This window comes from [Clostridium] symbiosum (genome assembly GCA_036419695.1).
Classification (GTDB): Bacteria; Bacillota; Clostridia; order Lachnospirales; family Lachnospiraceae; genus Otoolea; species Otoolea symbiosa_A.
On record CP143946.1, the window covers coordinates 1809258 to 1829976 of the forward strand.

General features: G+C 47.1%; 18 protein-coding genes. 13 read left to right on the forward strand and 5 right to left on the reverse strand.

The genetic code is table 11. The features are described 5' to 3' along the window. Positions 1–29 precede the first annotated feature (29 nt). The 6 genes from V3C10_08385 (at position 30) to purD (ending at position 6947) form a co-directional block, all read left to right on the forward strand. Positions 30–1124 carry an HD domain-containing phosphohydrolase gene (locus V3C10_08385; GenBank protein ID WVP63803.1) on the forward strand — a complete coding sequence of 365 codons (1095 nt, stop codon included), beginning with the start codon at positions 30–32 and terminating at the stop codon, positions 1122–1124. A 327-nt stretch (positions 1125–1451) separates the two neighbouring features. Then, positions 1452–3029 (forward strand): SPFH domain-containing protein, encoded by a 1578-nt coding sequence (locus tag V3C10_08390; GenBank protein WVP63804.1) that lies wholly within the window; start codon positions 1452–1454, stop codon positions 3027–3029. A gap of 396 nt (positions 3030–3425) precedes the next feature. Beyond that, positions 3426–3944 carry a 5-(carboxyamino)imidazole ribonucleotide mutase gene (purE, locus tag V3C10_08395; GenBank protein ID WVP63805.1) on the forward strand — a complete coding sequence of 173 codons (519 nt, stop codon included), beginning with the start codon at positions 3426–3428 and terminating at the stop codon, positions 3942–3944. Between the two features lie 84 nt (positions 3945–4028). Further along, complete coding sequence (purM, locus tag V3C10_08400) at positions 4029–5060, forward strand: phosphoribosylformylglycinamidine cyclo-ligase (protein WVP63806.1); 1032 nt, start codon at positions 4029–4031, stop codon at positions 5058–5060. Then, positions 5054–5653 (forward strand): phosphoribosylglycinamide formyltransferase, encoded by a 600-nt coding sequence (purN, locus tag V3C10_08405; GenBank protein ID WVP63807.1) that lies wholly within the window; start codon positions 5054–5056, stop codon positions 5651–5653. Before purM ends, purN begins: the two co-directional genes overlap by 7 nt. A gap of 19 nt (positions 5654–5672) precedes the next feature. Continuing rightward, positions 5673–6947 carry a phosphoribosylamine--glycine ligase gene (purD, locus tag V3C10_08410; GenBank protein WVP63808.1) on the forward strand — a complete coding sequence of 425 codons (1275 nt, stop codon included), beginning with the start codon at positions 5673–5675 and terminating at the stop codon, positions 6945–6947. 432 nt (positions 6948–7379) lie between these two features. Here the strand turns inward: purD and V3C10_08415 are convergent, their stop codons facing one another. The 4 genes from V3C10_08415 to V3C10_08430 all read right to left on the reverse strand — a co-directional run bounded on the left by V3C10_08415 (position 7380) and on the right by V3C10_08430 (position 9753). After that, positions 7380–7694, reverse strand: coding sequence for a DUF3784 domain-containing protein (locus tag V3C10_08415; GenBank protein WVP63809.1), 315 nt, complete (start codon positions 7692–7694; stop codon positions 7380–7382). A gap of 33 nt (positions 7695–7727) precedes the next feature. After that, entirely contained in the window at positions 7728–8465 is a 738-nt protein-coding gene (locus V3C10_08420; GenBank protein ID WVP63810.1) for a TraX family protein, read from the reverse strand. A 257-nt stretch (positions 8466–8722) separates the two neighbouring features. Continuing rightward, positions 8723–9178: a LysR family transcriptional regulator substrate-binding protein gene (locus V3C10_08425; protein WVP63811.1), complete on the reverse strand. Its 456-nt coding sequence runs from the start codon at positions 9176–9178 to the stop codon at positions 8723–8725. An 11-nt stretch (positions 9179–9189) separates the two neighbouring features. After that, positions 9190–9753 (reverse strand): hypothetical protein, encoded by a 564-nt coding sequence (locus V3C10_08430; protein ID WVP63812.1) that lies wholly within the window; start codon positions 9751–9753, stop codon positions 9190–9192. A 410-nt stretch (positions 9754–10163) separates the two neighbouring features. Between V3C10_08430 and V3C10_08435 the strand changes: the two genes are divergently transcribed. From V3C10_08435 to V3C10_08465, 7 genes are all read left to right on the forward strand, one after another. Further along, positions 10164–12125, forward strand: coding sequence for an extracellular solute-binding protein (locus V3C10_08435; GenBank protein ID WVP63813.1), 1962 nt, complete (start codon positions 10164–10166; stop codon positions 12123–12125). Beyond that, positions 12118–14712 carry a response regulator gene (locus tag V3C10_08440; protein ID WVP63814.1) on the forward strand — a complete coding sequence of 865 codons (2595 nt, stop codon included), beginning with the start codon at positions 12118–12120 and terminating at the stop codon, positions 14710–14712. Before V3C10_08435 ends, V3C10_08440 begins: the two co-directional genes overlap by 8 nt. A 529-nt stretch (positions 14713–15241) precedes the next feature. Beyond that, entirely contained in the window at positions 15242–15400 is a 159-nt protein-coding gene (locus tag V3C10_08445; GenBank protein WVP63815.1) for a hypothetical protein, read from the forward strand. Continuing rightward, positions 15397–16227, forward strand: coding sequence for a 4Fe-4S binding protein (locus tag V3C10_08450; GenBank protein ID WVP63816.1), 831 nt, complete (start codon positions 15397–15399; stop codon positions 16225–16227). The genes V3C10_08445 and V3C10_08450 overlap by 4 nt, the downstream gene beginning before the upstream one ends. A gap of 315 nt (positions 16228–16542) precedes the next feature. Continuing rightward, positions 16543–17931: an FAD-dependent oxidoreductase gene (locus V3C10_08455; protein ID WVP63817.1), complete on the forward strand. Its 1389-nt coding sequence runs from the start codon at positions 16543–16545 to the stop codon at positions 17929–17931. Positions 17932–17986: 55 nt separating this feature from the next. After that, positions 17987–19375 (forward strand): cytochrome c biogenesis protein CcdA, encoded by a 1389-nt coding sequence (locus V3C10_08460; GenBank protein WVP63818.1) that lies wholly within the window; start codon positions 17987–17989, stop codon positions 19373–19375. 27 nt (positions 19376–19402) lie between these two features. Continuing rightward, entirely contained in the window at positions 19403–19831 is a 429-nt protein-coding gene (locus V3C10_08465; protein ID WVP63819.1) for an Rrf2 family transcriptional regulator, read from the forward strand. Between the two features lie 178 nt (positions 19832–20009). Here V3C10_08465 and V3C10_08470 read toward each other — a convergent pair whose 3' ends face one another. Then, positions 20010–20516, reverse strand: coding sequence for a flavin reductase (locus V3C10_08470; GenBank protein WVP63820.1), 507 nt, complete (start codon positions 20514–20516; stop codon positions 20010–20012). Between the last annotated feature and the right edge of the window lie 203 nt (positions 20517–20719).

Here is a 20719-nt window from a genome sequence, read left to right on the forward strand (position 1 = left end):
ATATTTTGAAGTAAGCGGGGGAGAACCGGATGGAGGATCTGCGGAAAGTCATCTTAATCGTGGATGACATTGAGCTGAACAGAGCCATTTTAAAAGAACTGTTTTATCAGAGCTATCGTGTGGAAGAGGCCGGTAACGGGATCGAGGCCTTGAAAGCAATTGAAAAATATGGAGATCAGATCGCCATTATCCTGCTCGATATTGTAATGCCTGAACTGGATGGATTTGGTGTCCTGAAGGAACTGAAACGCCATTACAAGAACAAGAAATACCCAGTTTTCTTTATCACGGCGGAAGATTCGGAAGAGATTATCAACAGAGGCTATGATATGGGAGTCGACGATGTAATCAATAAACCGTTTAATCCCAGTATTATCAGACGCCGTGTGAAGAATACGATAGAGCTTTATGAGAGACGTTTCCGGATGGAAAGCATCATAGAGGGGCAGACCAGAAAGATTAAAGAACAGGCAGAGAAACTCCGCGAGACCAGCCTTGCAATGGTCGATACGCTCAGCACGGTAATCGAGTTCCGTGACTGTGAATCGGGAGAACATGTAAAGAGGATCAGGACAACATCCAAAGTGCTGATGGAGGCTCTTGGCGAGGCGGATCCGGCTTACCGGTTTCCAGCGGCCACGGTTGAGGAGATATCGGTCGCATCGGCCATGCACGATGTGGGCAAGATAGCTATTCCGGATCATATCCTGAACAAGCCGGGCAGACTCACCGTGGAAGAATTTGAAATTATGAAGGAGCACACGGTAAAGGGCTGCGAGATCCTGCAAAGTGTGGATATTCTCAGAAATTCAGATTCATTTGTATACTATTACGATATCTGCCGCTGGCATCATGAAAAATGGGACGGCAGAGGATATCCGGACGGTCTCAAGGGAGACGAAATTCCAATCTGGGCACAGGTAGTGGCTCTGGCGGACTGTTATGACGCCCTTGTAAGCGAACGCGTTTATAAACCGGCCTACAGTCACGAGAAGGCGCTGGAGATGATACAGGGAGGCGAGTGCGGCCAGTTTAACCCGGCCCTTTTGAAGGCATTTGCCGAAGTATCCGACATCTTGAAGCAGCAGGGTGGCGACAAGAACAGGTCGGAGGCGGATCAATAAACGGTTTTATTTTAGAGAGAATGGAAGCAGACAGTGGTCTGCTTCTTTTTTTGATTGGCAATGAAAAGTTCCCGAAGCGTGCTTTTCGTTGCTTCGGCGTTCTGTGCGCGGCAGGTTTTACGGACCGGCAGCCTGACCTTATTACGTTTATCCGGTATGATTTTTACATAATTAAATGTTCTGAAAAAGACTTAATAAAAAAGAAAAGAAACGTAAAGAAAAATACGAAAATTGAAAGATTCTGACACTGGACAAAATTGCCAGTATTTCTTATCATATAAGTAACAGCATTTTACAAAAAACGACAAAGTGGAGAGGGGTAAATGTATGGAGAATTTTGGTACACTTATTATTATTGCAGTGGTTGCAGTCCTAATCATCGGTATCTTTGCAGGCGGCTACGTGAAAGCTCCGCCGGACAAGGCATTCCTGATTTCCGGCCTGAAAAAGGAACCCAGAATCCTGATCGGAAAAGCAGGTATCCGGATTCCGTTTCTGGAGAGACTGGACAGACTGTATCTGGGGCAGATGACGGTGGACATTAAGACGGACACCTACATTCCGACCAACGACTTTATCAACGTTATGGTGGATGCCGTGGCCAAGATACGTATCTCGGAAGACCCGGTTAAGATGAAACTGGCGGCCAGAAACTTCTTAAATAAGAACCAGGATCAGATTGCGGCGGATTTGACGGATTCCTTACAGGGTAATATGCGTGAAATCATAGGAACTCTTTCTCTGCGCGCCATCAATACGGATCGCGATTCATTCTCCGATCAGGTAATGGAAAAAGCGTCAAAGGATATGGAGAAGCTGGGAATTGAAATTCTTTCCTGCAATATTCAGAACGTGGAAGACGAGCATGGGCTGATTCAGGACATGGGTATGGATAACACCAGTAAGATTAGAAAAGAGGCATCCATTGCGAAGGCCGAGGCGGAGCGTGATATCGCCATCGCCCAGGCGGCGGCCGACAAGGCGGCCAATGACGCAAGGGTACTGGCCGAGACCGAGATTGCAAAGAAAAATACGGAGCTTGACATCAAAAGGGCCGAACTGAAGACCAATGCTGATACAAAGAAGGCGGAGGCCGATGCCGCATACGAGATTCAGAGCCAGGAACAGCAGAAGACCATCCAGATTGCGACTGTAAATGCCCAGATTGCCAAGGCGGAGAGAGAAGCGGAGCTGCGCCGCCAGGAAGTGGAAGTACAGCAGCAGGCCCTGGAAGCGGAGATTAACAAAACGGCCGATGCTGAGCGCTACCGCGTGGAGCAGGAGGCAGCTGCCCAGCTGACCAAACGCCAGAGAGAGGCCGAAGCAAAGAAATACGAGCAGGAGAAAGAAGCCGAGGCGAGGAAAGCACTCGCAGATGCGGCAAGATACAGCGCAGAGCAGGAGGCGGAGGGGATCCGCGCCAAAGGTGAAGCGGAGGCATCCGCCATTGAGGCAAAAGCCAAGGCGGAGGCGGAAGGTATGCAGAAGAAGGCAGAGGCGTTCAAACTCTATAACAATGCCGCCATTATTCAGATGCTGGTTGAAATTCTGCCGGATATGGCAGCTCAGGTATCCAAATCCGTGGAGCAGATTGATAAGATTACGATCTTTGGAGGAGGCTCCGGGAGTGATGGTGTGCAGAGTATCTCCGACTATGTGCCGATAGGAATGGCCAAAACATTCGAGACAATCAAAGAAGCCACCGGCGTCGATCTGGCGGAGGTAATCCGCGGCGAGACATATGATGCCAAGGTCAACCGGAACATCAGCATCTCTGATATTCCGGAACTGAAGGCTACGCTGGAAGTGCAGAAGGAGACAGAGAAGAAAGAAACTGTTGAAACGGAACCGGCAACAAATGACCGGATAAAATCCGTCGTGCCTGAAGAGGGGACGTCACGATAAGAGTAAGCGCCTGCCGGTTCCGGCAGGCGCTCTGATTGAGTGGCAATGAAAAGTTCGCGAAGCGTGCTTTTCGTTGTTTTAGACCAGTAAGGCAAAGCCTGTATTGTAAAAGCATAGGAAAAAGTCAGGAAACTATTGTCCGGCGTCGCAAAAAAAATTATAATGGAGATAGCGTCTTATAGAAAGAGAGGAGTGGAGCAGGCAAATAAAATTTCTATTGACTTGCCCCCAAAAACCTAGTATCATTACTAATAAGTAATAGTACTTTAATTAAATATACTTATAAGTACAACTAATAAATTTATTATCAAACAGTAATGAATTATTCTGCACATACCGCAGAGTAACTGCAAATGAAAATCCAGAAGATAAACAAGCAGAAAAGGAGAACAAACAATGGCTAAAGTAGGAATTGTAATGGGAAGTGACTCTGATATGCCTGTAATGGCCCAGGCAGCGGATTTCCTGGAGAAGATGGGAATTGATTTTGAGATGACGGTAATTTCAGCCCACAGGGAGCCTGATGTATTTTTTAAATATGCCAAGTCCGCTGAGGAGAGGGGCTATAAAGTAATTATTGCCGGTGCCGGGAAAGCTGCCCATCTGCCGGGAATGTGTGCCGCCCTGTTCCAGATGCCGGTTATCGGTATTCCGATGAAGACCTCTGATTTAGGCGGAGTTGATTCTCTTTATTCTATCGTACAGATGCCGTCCGGTATCCCGGTTGCAACGGTTGCCATTAACGGCGGAAAGAATGCGGGAATCCTGGCTGCCAAGATCCTGGCCACATCCGATCCGGAACTGCTTCAGAAGTTAAAAGACTACTCCGAAGAGATGAAGAATGAAGTAGTTGCGAAAGCGGAGAAATTGGATCAGATTGGTTACAAAGAGTATGTAGCCCAGATGAAGAAATAAGCGTACCTGTTTGGAAGAGCATATAGAGCGAAAACTAAGAAGTTGAAAATAGAACAGTGAATTCAAAGATACTGGAGGAAAAAGATGGATTACAAGAACGCCGGAGTTGATATTGAAGCTGGATACAAATCAGTTGAGCTGATGAAAGAACATGTAAAAGGAACCATGAGACCGGAAGTAATGGGAGGCCTGGGAGGATTTTCAGGAGCTTTCTCCGCCGCTGCTTTTAAAGAGATGGATGAGCCGGTGCTGCTGTCGGGAACCGATGGTGTGGGAACAAAGTTAAAACTTGCTTTCCTGATGGATAAACATGATACGGTCGGCATCGACTGTGTTGCCATGTGTGTCAACGACGTGGCATGTGCAGGCGGCGAGCCCCTGTTTTTCCTGGATTACATTGCCTGTGGCAAGAATGTGCCTGAGAAAATCGCAACCATCGTAAGCGGCGTTGCGGAAGGCTGTAAGCAGTCGGGCGCGGCCCTTGTAGGCGGCGAGACGGCTGAAATGCCTGGATTTTATCCGGAGGATGAGTACGATCTGGCAGGTTTTGCGGTTGGCGCGGTAGATAAAAAGGATCTGATTACGGGTGAAAACCTGGAGGCCGGTGACGTCCTCATCGGAATGGCATCCTCAGGCGTGCACAGCAACGGTTTTTCCCTTGTCCGTAAGGTATTTGAGAACGAACTGACGACAGAAGGGCTGAATACTTATTATGAGGAGCTGAACGCCACACTGGGCGAGGCCCTGATTGCCCCGACTAAAATTTATGTAAAAGCGCTTAAATCGGTCAAAGAAGCCGGCGTCACAATAAAAGCGTGCAGCCATATCACAGGCGGCGGATTCTACGAGAATATTCCGCGTATGTTAAAGGAAGGAACACGCGCCGTAGTGAAGAAAGACAGCTACGAAGTTCCTGCCATCTTCAGACTTCTGGCGAAGAAGGGCAATATTGAAGAAGAGATGATGTACAATACCTATAATATGGGCCTTGGAATGATTATGGCAGTCGCTCCCGCTGATGTGGATAAGACGATGGAAGCGGTAAAGGCAGCCGGAGAGACCCCGTATATTGTAGGCTCCATTGAAGCCGGTGAAAAGGGAGTAACCTTATGCTGAGGGTAGGCGTGCTGGTTTCCGGCGGGGGAACCAACTTACAGGCCATATTGGATGCCATCGACGGCGGGAGCATTGTGGGGGCCGAGGTGGTGGCCGTAATCAGCAACAATGAGAATGCCTATGCCATAGAGAGGGCCAGGAACCACAAGATTCCGGCTTTTATCGTTTCACCGAAAGCATACGGCAGCAGGGAAGAGTTTAACAACGCCCTGCTTGAGACAGTGAATGCCTGCAAAGTGGATCTGATTGTCCTGGCCGGTTTCCTTGTAAAGATACCAGAGGCGATGATTGCTGCATATAAAAACAGGATTATCAATATTCATCCGTCTTTAATCCCGTCTTTCTGCGGCGTCGGTTTCTACGGGCTGAAGGTTCATGAGGCGGCCCTTAAACGCGGGGTCAAGGTGACGGGCGCTACGGTTCATTACGTGGATGAGGGAACTGATACCGGTCCCATCCTTCTTCAGAAAGCGGTGGAGGTCAGGGCAGGAGATACGCCGGAGATACTCCAGAGGCGCGTTATGGAGGAAGCGGAATGGGTAATTCTTCCCCAGGCAATCAACATGATAGCGAATAATATACAGGCCATATAAGGTAAGGAGACAGGAGATAATGAAGATTCTAATCGTTGGAGGCGGCGGCCGTGAGCATGCCATCGCCTGGAAGGTAGCCCAGAGCAAGAGAGCAGATAAGATTTACTGTGCACCCGGCAATGCGGGAATTGCTGAATATGCGGAGTGCATAGAGATCGGAGCTATGGAATTCGACAAGCTGGCGGCATTTGCAAAGGAAAATGCCATCGACCTGACGATTATCGGTATGGATGATCCTCTGGTCGGCGGCATTGTGGATGTATTCGAGGCAGAAGGCTTAAAAGTATTCGGCCCGAGAAAAAATGCGGCTATCCTGGAGGGTTCCAAAGCATTTTCCAAGGATTTGATGAAGAAATACAACATTCCGACAGCTGGTTACGAGACTTTTGACGATCCGGAGAAAGCGCTTTCCTACCTGAAGACAGCCGAGATGCCTATCGTACTGAAGGCGGATGGCCTGGCTCTTGGAAAAGGCGTGCTGATCTGCAACACTCACGAGGAGGCAGAGGCCGGAGTGAGAGAGATCATGATGGATAAGAAATTTGGTTCCGCAGGAAACCAGATGGTGGTTGAGGAATTTATGACAGGCCGCGAAGTTTCCGTTCTCTCTTTTGTAGACGGAAATACAATCAAAATCATGACATCCGCCCAGGATCACAAACGTGCCAAGGACGGCGACCAGGGATTGAACACCGGCGGTATGGGGACCTTTTCCCCCAGTCCGTTCTACACGGAAGAAGTCGATGAATTCTGCCGTAAATATGTGTACCAGGCAACTGTGGATGCAATGAAAGCAGAGGGCAGGACCTTTAAGGGGATTATTTTCTTCGGCCTGATGCTGACCGAAAAGGGACCGAAGGTGCTGGAATACAATGCCCGTTTCGGAGATCCGGAAACCCAGGTTGTGCTTCCCCGTATGAAGAACGATATCGTGGATGTATTTGAAGCCTGCGTAGACGGAACACTGGATCAGATTGAACTGGAGTTTGAGAATAATGCGGCGGTCTGCGTCGTGCTCGCTTCCGACGGATATCCGGTAAAATACGAAAAAGGATTCAAGATCAAAGGCCTTGATACGTTCAAGGAAAAAGAGGGTTATTATGTGTTCCATGCCGGTTCCAAATTCGATGCCGACGGCGATATCGTGACAAACGGAGGCCGTGTGCTGGGCGTAACGGCAACCGGAAAAGATTTGAAGGATGCCAGAGCCAACGCTTATAAGGCGACGGAATGGATCGAGTTTGATAATAAGTATATGAGACATGATATTGGTAAGGCGATTGATGAGGTTTAAAGAACGCGGTTAAAATGCTTCTTTAGAAATACAAAGGTAATATTAGATTACATCGGTAACATACTGGGGAAAAACGCCATATTTTTTATAAATACATCGGTAACATAGAGTCATGACATGACGGGGTGTGTTTGTAAATGTATCGGTAACAAAGAGTGTCTGCTGTTTTGCAATAGAAAAGGTAATATAAGGATTGTTATCTTTTAAAAACAGCCTTGGCATGTTGGATGTTCTCAAAACATTTTATAGAGGAGCTGGAGACCGGGAGCAAGGTTTCCGGCTCCTTTTTGTATGTTGTGTTGCGATGAGGGAAGGGTTGACTTAAAACTGCAAGTCTGGCTTTACATTGGTCTTCAAGTTGCGTGCAATGAAGGTAATATGTGTGCTTTTTTCAATGCAGCGATTTGAAGCATAGCAATACATCTGGCAATGTCAGATGTATTGTGTTATACTGGATTTGCGGCTAATTTTTTTTGCCTGCTTTTCTGCCCGACAAGCTGGAACTTGTCGTGTTAGCCCTACACGGACAGCAAATGCTTCCGTGTCAATATATCCTGTGACTCCAATTACTATCGCTATTCCAAAGCAGAAAATGGAAAAACATCTGTTTAATCTTTTTTCATCGTACGTTGCCTTATCCTTGCTACTTGCAGTATTATATCCAGCGATAAGAAAACCGCCTTTGCCACGTGCAAACACTATCCCCATTATTGCAAATATAACTGTAAGAATTATTATCACAATCATATAATTTGCCTCCTTCACAACTTCCAATATTTTTTAAAACAAAATGTTAATATTCCCATACATCATCACTCTTATAATACCGATTATGATAAGATGTGTAGGATAGTAAATGTAGAAAAACCATTTTAACCATGTCGCTTTTCCACGCTGACCATTATATTGTTTCATCAATGGATAAACTAATATAACGAACATTTCAATTAGCCCATATACCTTGTTTACAAAGAAAATCGACACAACTGCATAGAGCAAAACCCAAACCATCATTCTGAACGTCTGTTTTCTTAAGTCTCCCCGATTTCTATAAATATCTATGATTGCCAATACAGCAATGCAGCTCCAATCTGCGGGAAAGGCACTCCATATTAAAAGAAAAATGATAACATTCTTCAACTCGTTATGTTTTAATTCGGTATCTTGAAGCCATAATACAAATACTGCTATAAATAGAGGGTACATCACGCTTGTCTGATTAAATATACCTGTTTTGAATGGAATAAAGCTATTTCCAAAAGCAAAGCAGTAAGCAAAATGTGAGATAACAGCAAATATTCCTAATCTAAGCAAATATTTTTTCACATTATGCGTATAGTAATATCCCTCTGCAACAAAAAACCACATGATCGGTGCCGTCAGCCTTCCTAAAATATGTAACACTATTGGTAAAGGCTGTGTCGGAAAAGCGGGATAAAACAAATCTGTGATATGGTCTATCGTCATAGCAATGATAGCTATTATTTTTAAATGATTAGAATTTAATTTTTTCTCCATACAATCCTCACAAATTCCGATTTGTTGCTCTAAGTATAGCATACCACCACATAATCTACCACAAAAACTAAGGGGCACGGCCACCGCCATACCCCATGTTTCTATTATTCCAACACCCTTTCAATTTCCTGCCTTCAAATTGTTATCAGCGTTGATAACAACAGCACCAAGCCGAGGATAGCTGTGGCACTCCACAAGAAACATGATTGATTATCGCCCTGTAACGCAAGCTGCTCAGGCCGAAATTCCAAAAACATTTACAAATAAGTAAATATATTTGAATCTTCGATGTGTTCGAGAAATTTTCTTGCCGCCAGAGACAGTGTTTTTCTGTCTTTCCAACAGATGGCAACGATGCGCTTTGGTTTTTCTTTTAGTGGGCGTATGGTCAAACCGGTATCAAAGCCTCGCAGGATGCGTTCATAAAGCATGGATACACCCAAGCCTTGGCGAACCATTTCCATGACTGTATAGTCGTCATAGACCGTCAGTTTCAGATTTTTCAGCTGTACATCTGCCTCTTTGAATGCTGCCAGCGGATAGGAATAGCCCAGCTCGTCCATAAGGATAAAAGGTTCCTTAGCAAGATCTTTCACGGAAACCATATCCTTTTCTGACAATGGATGGTCGGGCGGCAGTACCGCAAGCTTTATTGCTAATCGACAGAAGAGCTCCCAAAACTGGGGGCTCTTCTTGAGTTTAAACATCTTCATTATAAAAAGGATTAATTCATCACCATCTGGAATAACGGAATTCCGATCGCAATAACCAGGGCGGCAATCATTGCATATTTGGCAAATTTCCAAAATCTGCTCTTTCGGAATGCCTGAATACAGGATAAACCGCAAAAACTCATTACGACCGCGACAGATGTTCCAACCAAGCCGTTTAATAGATCGCCAGTACGGTAAAAAGTAAGAGTGGCAAAAAAACCAAAAACCCCAAAAGCCAGGATAGAAATCCCGAAAACGGTCCAGAAGAGACGCATGGCTTTCGGTATCACCGTATGATTCTTAGCCTTCTCTGCCTTACGCGGCATTTTCAACTCAGAACGTTTTACCACATTCTCAGGCTGCGGTGCGGCGTCCGTGCCATGAAAAACATATTCCTCGTAAACATATTTCTGATAAACGCCTCCCTGTTGTTCCGCCTCTTTCTGAGCCTTATCCTTATCCTGCTGGACATCATCCGGAGCATCCTTATCGGCCACCTGAAGAACATATCCACATCCTTTACAGGCGCTGCCTAATTCATCGATTCGACCGCAATATGGGCATATTTTTTTCATGTTATTCCCCTTATATATGTAATATGATAATAGTATACCAGCAGTTTCATAAAAGGACAAGAAATGATTTAGGTGGCTTCAATGAATATACGGAATCATTGCCGGCAAAAAGATTGCTTTTTTATTCTGATGGTGATAAACTTGGCATAAGAGAAACTGGTTCTTATGTGGACAAAGCTTGCATTCCGGACTTTGTGCATGGAGCATAAAGAGGTTTTATGCAAAAAGTAGAAAGATGTATACAGCATGAATTTAAGATGATGTAATATAAAAGAATCGATTCTAAGTGAAATTATCCTTTCCGGACATTTAAGTTTCAGAGGGGAGGTAATCTCACTATATTTTTATCACTACATTGTCCATAAGTATATCAGAACGAGGCGAAAAGGTGTAATCATGGAGGCGGCAATATGAGATACAGAAGATGGATTCGGTGGGGGCTTAGCCTGGTGGCTCTCTCTTTTGTTACAGGATGCAGTACTCAGGTGGACTCCCGGCAGCAGCCGGAGGAAAGTCAGACGAAGATTACGATGATGTATCCCAAGAATCTAAAGAATTTTGAAGAGCTGGTGGACACGGAATATCCGGATATTGATTTGCAGGTGGAAATGACTACAACTGCGGTTATGAACAGCGACAGTGAGAGGCGTCTCAGAAAAGGGCACGGCACGGATCTCGTGGTGACGACCTTTCCAACCGGAGAGGTGAAAAATTATACCCTGGATTTAAGCGCAGAGACCTTTGCAACAGCTTACCAGGGGAGTATCACCGGACCGGTCATGGTTGACGGACAGACGCGGTATCTTCCTCTTCCGGGACAATATTCGGGTTACATACTGAACCGTACGCTCGTCGAAGAGCTTGGGATGGAAGTGCCGGATACAAACAGGGAACTGACGGAACTATTTAAAGCGGCAAAAGAGCAGGGAAAGGGAATCGGAGAGGACGGCGCTATGTTTGGCCTTGTCACCGTTTCACCCGGAGCGGTCGGAACTTATATTATCGGAACGCAGGTACCGGACTTTCTGGGAACGGCTGCGGGAATCAGATGGATGTCTGATTTTGAGGCCGGAACGGCAGGATTCAACGGCATATGGGATGACAGTCTGGCACTGATGTTTGAGTGGACAAAACAGGGCTATCTGAATTCGGATACATTATCGGCAAATACTAGGAATGCAATGCCGGTTGAAGAGAGAATGCTGAACGGCACTTTGGTGATGTCCTATGGGAATGTGCAGATGCTGTCGAAATTAAACAGTAAAAGCAGTCAATATGAATATACGATGCTTCCGTATCTGAGCGATAAGGGAAATGAACCGTGGATTACTTCCGAACCGGACGGATATATCGGGATTAACGGAGCGCTGGCGAATGGAAATGAGAAAAAGAAGCTGGATGCCTGCATACGGATTCTTAGATTACTGTCCACCCCTGAAGGACAGGAGGCATGGATGGTAGACACTTCGTCTATTTATTCTTATCTGCAGGATTACAAACCGGTACAGGCTGCGCTGCCTGAAGAAATTGCCGGGTGTGTGGAGAACGGCTATATTTACGACCTTCAGCTGCCTTCCAATATAGTTCAGTATTTTGGAAAATGTATGATCTCCGCTTTAGATGAGAAGATGGATTTAAAGGAAGCGCTCGCTGCAATTGACGATTATTGCATCAATGGCTCACCGGAGGTGGATTACGGCCAGTCGGTGGTTGGAAGTGTGGCAGACGATCTTCTTTATGAAAATTATAATACCAGAAAAGAGGAGACGGCCATCGGCAATCTGATCGCCGACGCCTTGAAAGAATATACCGGGGCAGATATTGCGGTAGTCAACGGAGGCGGAATCCGCGGCAGTTTATATGAAGGAGATGTTCTTGGCGAAGATCTGAACGCGGTCTGTCCTTATCCGAATGAAATCATCACGGTCGAGGCAAAGGGGGCCGTGATTGCCGATATGCTGAGAAACGGTATTTCCCAGACCGAGGGGAAAGATATGATACCGTCTGGCCGTTTTCTTCAGGTTTCCGGCTTATCTTATTCATATCGGCCTGCGGCTGAAGGAAAAACGGCCGAACTTTTGTCCGTATTTTTAGAGGACGGCTCCGAAGTGGGAATGGATACCTGGTACACACTCGCCATAACCAACTATATGGCAGGCAGCAGCGGATATTTAAACAATAACGGCGACGGTTATACGATGCTTAACCTGTACAGTGATACGGCTCCGAAGACTGGGGACGTGAAGCTTTTAAAGGAGACGGGGGCGACGTACGGAGAAGCGCTGAGACAGTATTTTCAAAATCACAGGGACGAACCGGTACAGGTAAAGCTGGAGGGACGAATTACCGTAGCAGGAGACAGCGATGAATAAAAAAATTAGGAAAGCCGGGAATAACAGATGGTATGTGACGGTGTTTTTTATTGTTATGGCAGTTGCCTGTACGGTTTCCAGTATATGGCTGATTCATGCGTCGTCTATTGCCTCTCAGGAGGCCGGAGTGGAGATGGACACCCTCTATCTCAGAGAGCTGACAACACAGACGATAGGCCATTTTCAGACCAGTATCAACAGTCAGTTCTCCCAGCTTCGGACTACGGCTGCATCCATGAAAGATGATGACTTAAGGGACTCGGAAACCTTAAATGCTTACCTGAAAAGGACAAAGGAGTATAATAACTTCAATTTCTTTGCACTGGTGGATGAGGAGGGAAAATATTACTGTACAGACGGTGTATTTCCGGCGGCATCCAAGATAAGTTTTCTCGGCCGTCTGCTGGAGGGACAGTCAGGCCTGTTTTCCTACAATGAGACAATCCTGGGAGAAGATATGATTTTGATTGGAGATTCCATCAATCCCATCAGGTACGGAGAGCAGAAGATGGTTGCGGTATTGGCCGGACTGGATGTCAATGTCATTAACAGCCAGCTTTCCCTGAAAAGAGAAAATGCAAAGACATATTCGAGTGTCATTGAACGCTCCGGCAGATTTATCATAAATAACAGCTACAATACCGAATTATCACAGAGTACCAATGTGCTGTCGAAACTCCAAAAATATGCAGAATTCACATCGGGCTATTCTCTGGAGACGATCCGGACCGATCTGGCCAACGGGGGAGCAGGATTATCGGCATATAGGATCGAAGGCCAAAGGCAGTATATGTACTATGCCCCAATCCAGGGAACGGACTGGTATCTTTTAACCATTATACCATATGAGGTGGTGAACCTGACCATCAGCAGCCTGATTAGCCGGCTTAACAGGAATGCCATCGGCATGGTAGTATTCGTTCTGATTATGCTGTCTTGTGTATTCGTATTCTTTTTTACTAACATGAGCAGGAATGAACAGAAGCTGCGGCTTGCAAACGCGGCGGCGGAAGAGGCGTTAATAAAAGCGGAGAAAGCAAGCCGGGCCAAAAGTGAATTTTTAAGCCGAATGAGCCATGAAATCAGGACGCCGATGAATGGAATTATCGGGATGGGCGAAGTAGCCAGACAAAATATCGGAAATCCGTTCAAGGTGGAAGAATGCTTAAAAAAACAGGTTTTGTCATCGCGGCATCTGCTGTCTCTCATCAATGATATCCTGGATATGACGAAAATTGAAAGCGGCAGGATAGAACTTCAGCATGTACCCTTTGAACTCAGGGACAGTATCGAAGAGATTGGAAATATCTACTACACCCAGGCGCATCAAAGGGGAATCCGCTATGAAGCAATCCTGGCGGGCGATGTGGATGAGAAACTGGTCGGAGATTCCCTGCGGCTGAAGCAGATATTATCCAACCTCCTGTCAAATGCCATAAAATTTACTCCTTCCGGAGGAACTGTTACACTTCGGGTGTCAACGCTTCATGAGACAGGGGGAGAGGTCAGGCTCTGTTTCGAAGTCAGCGACACGGGATGTGGGATAGCGGAGGAAAATTATACAAAGGTTTTTGAATCGTTTGAGCAGGAGAATTCCAGTGTGTCGGGCAAGTACGGTGGAACGGGGCTGGGGCTTGCCATTGTTAAAGGATTTACCGAATTGATGGGCGGTGAGGTAAGGCTTAAAAGCCGGGTTGGGAGCGGCAGTACGTTTTTCGTGGATCTGCCCTTTGGGAAGGTGGAAAAGCAGGTTGAGCCTTTAGACCTCACGGGAATGAGAGTGCTGATAGCGGAGGAGAACAAAGATGCTTTAAACCATACCGCCTCTCTGTTGGAACGGATGAAAGCCGAAGTGGACTGTGCAGACAATGGTAAGATTGCCGCTGCCATAGCGGAAAGGGCATATTTGGAACATACCGGCTATGATGTCTGTCTGCTGGATTGGAAAATGGCAGGTATGGATGGAATGGAGACAGCCCGTCTGATACGGCAGCGCGTAGGGAAAGATAAACCGGCAATTCTTATAACAGCATATGATTCAACGGAAATTGAACTGGCTCCGGATGAAAGAGCGATTGCGGGCATTATTCAAAAACCACTTTTCATGTCTACGCTGGTTGAAGCATTTTCGGGACTTGAGGGGGAGCAGCCACTGTTTCATATACAATATCGTCCGGTGGAATTTGATTTCCACGGTAAACGTATCCTTCTAGCGGAAGATAATGAAATCAACAGGGAAATTGCCATCGAACTGATCGGGGCGACAGGGGCAGAGATAGAGTCTGTGGAAAATGGAAAAGAGGCTGTTGAGAAATTCGGCGGTTCCGCCCCGGGATATTATGATTTGATTTTGATGGAAATACAAATGCCGGTTATGGACGGATATAGGGCGACCAAAGAAATCAGAGCCCTGTTACGGCCGGACTCCGAACAGATTCCGATCTTTGCGATGACGGCTAATGCATTTACCGAAGACGTAGAAGAGAGCAAACGCGCGGGCATGAATGCGCATATTGGCAAACCATTGGATGTAAAGGTTCTTTATGAGACGATGAAACAGTATTTGATGCAAAACCAGATAGAATAACCGGTACGGACTGCCTGCGGGATATCTTGAAAAGAATCATTGATTTGTCCGGCGGCAAACATCCAGTTGACATTTTCGCTCCAGAAGATGAAATCCTCTGTTTTTCTTATTCTGGCAAGTATGACAATACAGCTTAAATCACAGTCGTCCTCACAGACCAGAATAGGGACGTTCAGCGCTTCCGGGCTGTCACTCATTTCCCAGATAAAGCGGTTCTCGGCAGCCTATTCAAGTTCTCCGGACCATGCGGGCAGCAGCCCGAGTAGGGAACCGAACCGCTCCAGCGCAGGACATTTCCCGTCGCGGACGTATTCATCCAGATATCGCACAATGGGTTTGCCGTGGATAAGCCAGTAAAACTTACTGTAGCCGTCTAATGTGGCTGCTGAACAGTAACTCCGGCCCTTCCAATGAACCCGATTTTCTTTACCAATCTTGTATTTCCGGAGAGAACTGTGTATAATGGTCAATAAATATCGACCATTCATTTCGAATCAGTAAATGACGGATGATTCAGGAGGGCGGCTAAATGGAAAAAGATTCCTTTGAGGTGCGCCAGTGCGGCACAAAGAACTTTTATTATCCGGATCCTGAAAGCAGCAGTATGAAGCGGATTGCAGAGTTCTGGAACGAGGCGTTGGAAATGATGGGGAGATGTCCTTGGGTGAGAGAGGAGAAGAAAGAATGACACTTAATACAATGTATTTCAGCCCGACGGGCGGGACAAAAAAGGTGGCAGAGATCATCAGCCGCGGCATGGAAGGCAAAGGGGACGGAACGAAAGCGGTACATAAAGAGATTGATTTATCACTTCCTGAGGAGGACTATGCAAAGTATTGTTTTGGCGAGGAGGATGTCTGTGTTATCGCAGTGCCGTCATTTGGCGGCCGTGTGCCTGCCGCGGCGCTGGAACGCCTTAAGATGATGGAAGGGGGAGGCGCCAGAGCCGTGCTGGTGGCAGTATACGGGAACAGGGCGTTTGAGGATACGCTTCTGGAGCTTGAAGATACGCTCCTTGCGGCCGGGTTTGATCCGGCGGCAGCCATTGCAGCGGTCGCGGAACACTCCATTATGCATCAGTTTGCCGGGGGAAGGCCGGATGCGGAGGATGAGAGAGAGCTGACCGATTTTGCGGTAAGAATTGAGGATATGTTATCGGAAGAAGGAGACAGGACGGCAGGCGGCATGGAGCATGCCGGAATTGCCGGGCTTCCCGGCAACCGCCCCTACCGGGAATATAACGGCGTTCCATTCAAACCGGAAGGAGACAAATCATGTACGAAGTGCGGCCTGTGCGCGAAGAAATGTCCCGTCGGCGCAATCCCGGCCGGCAATCCGTCCTCGGTTGACAAGGAAAAATGCATCTCCTGTATGCGCTGTGTTTCAGTCTGTCCGCAGCATGCGCGGGATTTAAACAAAGTCCTGCTTTTTGGCGTTTCACAGAAGATGAAAAAGGTATGTTCAGGCAGGAAAGAGAACGAATTATTTATCGAAAGGAGACGGCTCATATGCTGAAGGCGGTCTTTATCGACTATACCGGAACGATCATTGAGGAGGGCGGGGAGGCGGTGACAATCCGCACTCATAATTTGTGAAAATATGATAATTCGTGAAAAGCAGAGGGCGGCCGCCGTAACAAGGCAGAAGTCCTCTGCTTTTCTTTTGATCATCATCTGCGGTCACAAAGCGGGAGAGCGGTTGTGAAATGAGAATGCCGCAAATCTTTCAAAAAAATCCTTGACAAACAAAACTGTATCTGTTAAAGTTACAGATAACAACTGTAATAAAAATAGATACACATTTTGTATCAATCGGCAGGGAGATAAGATAATGGAACAGAAAGCGATAGAGATATCAGAAAATTATGACGCAATTATAATCGGCTTTGGAAAAGGTGGAAAGACACTGGCGAAAGCGCTGGGAGATGCGGGACAGAAGACGGTGATGATTGAGAAATCCCCTAAAATGTATGGAGGAACCTGTCCGAATGTCGGATGTATACCGACCAAGTCGTATGTCTACCGGGCGGGGCTCGCAGCGGCCGCGGGAGGCAGTTTTGAGGAGAAGGCCGCAGCATACAGGGAAGCCGTAGAACACAAGGATGAACTAACGGGAAGGCTGCGTGCAAAGAACCACCTGAAGCTGTCGAGCCATCCGAATATTACGGTAATGGACGGCCCGGCCCGGTTCGTTTCATCTCACGAGGTCGAGGTGGAACATGAAGGTACGGTCACGAGGCTTGCGGGAAGCCGGATTTTTATAAACACCGGCGCTTCCGCTTTTATCCCTCCGATTGACGGGATAAAAGGCAATCCTTTTGTATATACAAGCGAGACTCTTCTGGATCTGAAAGAACTTCCGAAGAAACTGGTGATCATAGGAGGAGGCTACATTGGAGTTGAATTTTCCTCCATCTATGCAAACTTTGGCTCAGAGGTGACGGTTCTCCAGGATGAAGACGTATTTCTTCCCAGGGAGGATGCCGATATCGCAGATGCGGTGAGGAAATCCCTGGCATCCAGAGGCGTTGAGGTGCTGACCGGCGTAAAAGTAAGGTCGGTGCGGCAGGCGCAGGAGAATGCGGCAGTCACATTTGAAGACGGCGAAGGGGAAAAGACCCTGAGTGCCGACGCGGTCCTTGTTGCAACGGGACGCAGGCCGGAGACGGGCGGCCTTAACCTGGAAGCAGCCGGTATTGAGGTGGATTCAAGAGGCGGAATCATCACCGATGACTCCATGATGACAACGGCCCCTGAAGTTTATGCGATGGGAGATGTGACGGGCGGCCTTCAGTTTACCTATATTTCTCTGGACGACAGCCGAATCATCAGATCCAGGATTCTCGGTGACGGGAGCTATACGCGGAAGAAGAGAGGAGCCGTACCCTACAGCGTTTTCCTGGCTCCTGCGTTTTCCAGGGTAGGGCTCAGTGAGAAGGATGCCATAGCGGCGGGATATCAGGTAAAGATTGCCAGACTTGCCGCGGCGGATATTGTCAAGTCAAAGGTGCTGGAGCAGACCGACGGCCTTTTAAAAGCTGTCATCGATGAGAAGACAGGACTGATACTGGGAGCCCACCTCTTCTGCGAGGAATCTTATGAACTGATTAATATTATCAAAATGGCCATGGATACAAAAGCGCCGTACACCATGCTCAGAGACATGATCTTTACCCATCCCACGATGGCGGAAGCGTTTAACGACTTATTTGCCGTATAAACCGGCTGTAACAAGACGAAACTAGAATTTTACAAGACATAAAGGAGTGTACTATATGGGATTTTCATTAGATATCAGTGTACCGGTTCTGACAGTGTTTTTTCAGGGCCTGATCAGCTTTTTTTCACCCTGTGTACTGCCGCTGATACCGTTATACATCGGGTATCTGTCCGGAGGCACCGGAAGCCGGGGAGAGGACGGCAGAATCTATTATAAGAGAAGCAAGGTAATGACGCATACGCTTTTCTTCGTAATCGGAGTCAGCTTTGCTTTCTTCCTCCTGGGACTGGGATTTTCAGCCATGGGCAACTTCTTTAATAAAAACCAGCTGATGTTTGCAAGGGTCGGCGGCATCATCGTCGTACTTTTCGGTCTGTACCAGCTCGGCGTTTTCGGGACCAGCGCCATGCTCGGCAAAGAGAGAAGACTTCCCTTCAAACTTGATACTGTTGCCATGTCGCCGATTACTGCCCTGATTATGGGCTTTACGTTCAGCTTTGCGTGGACACCCTGCGTAGGACCGGCTCTGGCCAGTGTTCTCCTGATGGCGGCCTCGGCCAGCACAAAGGCAATGGCCTTTATGCTGATAGGCGTTTACACGGCGGGCTTTGTGCTTCCGTTCCTGGCGGTTGGCCTGTTTACCACTTCTTTGCTGGAATTCTTTAAGAGCCATATGAACGTTGTAAAGTATACGGTAAGAGTCGGCGGAATCCTGATGGTATTCATGGGAATACTGATGTTTACCGGAAAGATGAATGCTGTAACCGGTTACCTTTCAAGGCTTACACCGCCTTCGGGAACTGAGTATAATACAGGCGCCGGCAGTACGGAGGAATCCACAGAGGCGGCTTCCAAAGAAGAAAAGGCGCCTGAAGATACAACGGAAAATGCGCCCCGGCCGGGAAGCGGAGAGACAGCCGGCGGAGAGACGGCGGAAAATAACGGTTCCGCAGCCGGAGAAACCGCTTCGGGTGAGACTGCAGCGGAAGAGCCAGTACTGATGCCTGCAATCGATTTTACCCTGACGGATCAGTTTGGCAATACCCATACGCTGTCGGATTATAAAGGAAAGACCGTTTTCCTGAACTTCTGGGCAACATGGTGTCCGCCGTGCCGCGCCGAGATGCCGGATATCCAGAAGCTTTATGACACTTATGACACGGAAGGCGACGACGCCCTGATCGTACTTGGCATTGCCGCACCGAATATGGGAAGTGAGAAGTCGGAAGAAGGAATCAAAGAATTCCTGAGTGAAAATGGATATACGTATCCTGTCGTGATGGATACGACGGGTGAGATGTTTACAGCTTATGGAATTTATTCTTTCCCAACCACGTTTATGATTGACCGTGACGGCAATGTATTTGGATATGCCAGCGGCCAGCTCAGTGAGGATATGATGAAGAGCATCATCGATCAGACGATGGCAGGAAAGAGAAATTAAGCAAAATGCTGCAAGGGGGATGAGAATATGACCAGCGAATTTACAATTGCAGTGCACGCCCTTGTATTTTTATCACACAAGGGGACTGTTTACTCCAGCGAAGGGCTCGCGGAGAATGTGTGCACAAATGCCGCCAGAATCAGGAAGGTGATGGCAAAACTTAAAAAAGCGGATCTGATTAAAACGAAGGAAGGGGCCGAGGGCGGATACCTTTTCCACAGGGATGCCTCGGAGGTGAATCTTTTAATGATTGCGGATGCGCTTCAGGCTTCCTTTGTTACCACAGCATGGAAAAGCGGAGATCCCGAGAAAGACTGCCTTGTCTCATCGGGGATGGCCGGGGTCATGACGGAGATTTACGACGGTCTGGACCAGAGATGCCGTGAACGGTTAAAAGAGATTACGATATCAGACATAGAAGACCGGATATTTGCGTCACATCCGGATAAACGGTAAAAAGAATTAAGGTACGGGAAATATAACTGAATAGAGATACGAAAAAAGATACGATTCAAACAGACGGCGCAGGCCTCCGGTTTGTCACAATGGAAAGTTGTGGCAAGCCGAAGGCCTGCGCCGTTATTCTACAGCAAAACCGGTTATGTTACAATCAGCAGATTTCACACAACGGGAATCAGTCTTTTACAAGTATTTTCAGTATTTCTGCCATGTACATGGTGTGGTAATCCTTATTGGGATACCATTTTGCATCGTTTTCTTTGGCGATGAAGTTCTCATACGGCATCTCATCCTGGTAAATTTTTTTGCACACAAAGATGAGATCCGCTTCCTCAAACGCGGCGGTGCCGTCGGTGAAATACGGTGTGAGGCCGGTTTCTGTAACTTTGTCGTGATCCCTTCCGGAAACAGATCCGCAGATATTCAGGGCTTTTTTATATTCGGGACCGTAGAAGGAGAGGGTAAAGGTGTCGTTCGCATCGACAAATTCTTTTGTATAGCGCTGAGGCCGGATATAGCAGGTTACCACATTCTTCCCCCAGAATACTCCGGCGCCGCCCCAGCTGGCAGTCATCGTGTTAAATTTCTTTTCATCACCGGCTGTGATTAACATCCAGTCGGAACCGATTCTGGTGAATGGGTTAAAGGTAAGCTCTTCTGCTTTTATTTCTCTAAAGCTCATGGTATCGTCTCCTTTTCATAGTGAAATATTATTAACACTATACAGTTATTTAGCACAAACTGCTAAAAAAATCAAGAATAACGCAGGCTTTTCTGTAATTTGTGCCATCCGGCCGCTGCTGTTTCCTCCGTGTTCATCAACATGTACCGCGATGCGCAGAAATGGTGGAGAAATGACGCACTGCGCAGCGCGCCAAAAGAAGG

What these genes read in the sequence shown, in the direction of transcription:
- purE (WVP63805.1), top strand. Translation starts at nt 3,426, where the DNA reads ATGGCTAAAGTAGGAATTGTAATGGGAAGTGACTCTGATATGCCTGTA.
- V3C10_08435 (WVP63813.1), top strand. Translation starts at nt 10,164, where the DNA reads ATGAGATACAGAAGATGGATTCGGTGGGGGCTTAGCCTGGTGGCTCTC.
- V3C10_08465 (WVP63819.1), top strand. Translation starts at nt 19,403, where the DNA reads ATGACCAGCGAATTTACAATTGCAGTGCACGCCCTTGTATTTTTATCA.
- purM (WVP63806.1), top strand. Translation starts at nt 4,029, where the DNA reads ATGGATTACAAGAACGCCGGAGTTGATATTGAAGCTGGATACAAATCA.
- V3C10_08420 (WVP63810.1), bottom strand. Translation starts at nt 8,465, where the DNA reads ATGGAGAAAAAATTAAATTCTAATCATTTAAAAATAATAGCTATCATT.
- V3C10_08440 (WVP63814.1), top strand. Translation starts at nt 12,118, where the DNA reads ATGAATAAAAAAATTAGGAAAGCCGGGAATAACAGATGGTATGTGACG.
- purN (WVP63807.1), top strand. Translation starts at nt 5,054, where the DNA reads ATGCTGAGGGTAGGCGTGCTGGTTTCCGGCGGGGGAACCAACTTACAG.
- V3C10_08390 (WVP63804.1), top strand. Translation starts at nt 1,452, where the DNA reads ATGGAGAATTTTGGTACACTTATTATTATTGCAGTGGTTGCAGTCCTA.
- V3C10_08450 (WVP63816.1), top strand. Translation starts at nt 15,397, where the DNA reads ATGACACTTAATACAATGTATTTCAGCCCGACGGGCGGGACAAAAAAG.
- V3C10_08455 (WVP63817.1), top strand. Translation starts at nt 16,543, where the DNA reads ATGGAACAGAAAGCGATAGAGATATCAGAAAATTATGACGCAATTATA.
- V3C10_08415 (WVP63809.1), bottom strand. Translation starts at nt 7,694, where the DNA reads ATGATTGTGATAATAATTCTTACAGTTATATTTGCAATAATGGGGATA.
- V3C10_08445 (WVP63815.1), top strand. Translation starts at nt 15,242, where the DNA reads ATGGAAAAAGATTCCTTTGAGGTGCGCCAGTGCGGCACAAAGAACTTT.
- V3C10_08470 (WVP63820.1), bottom strand. Translation starts at nt 20,516, where the DNA reads ATGAGCTTTAGAGAAATAAAAGCAGAAGAGCTTACCTTTAACCCATTC.
- V3C10_08430 (WVP63812.1), bottom strand. Translation starts at nt 9,753, where the DNA reads ATGAAAAAAATATGCCCATATTGCGGTCGAATCGATGAATTAGGCAGC.
- purD (WVP63808.1), top strand. Translation starts at nt 5,673, where the DNA reads ATGAAGATTCTAATCGTTGGAGGCGGCGGCCGTGAGCATGCCATCGCC.
- V3C10_08425 (WVP63811.1), bottom strand. Translation starts at nt 9,178, where the DNA reads ATGAAGATGTTTAAACTCAAGAAGAGCCCCCAGTTTTGGGAGCTCTTC.
- V3C10_08460 (WVP63818.1), top strand. Translation starts at nt 17,987, where the DNA reads ATGGGATTTTCATTAGATATCAGTGTACCGGTTCTGACAGTGTTTTTT.
- V3C10_08385 (WVP63803.1), top strand. Translation starts at nt 30, where the DNA reads ATGGAGGATCTGCGGAAAGTCATCTTAATCGTGGATGACATTGAGCTG.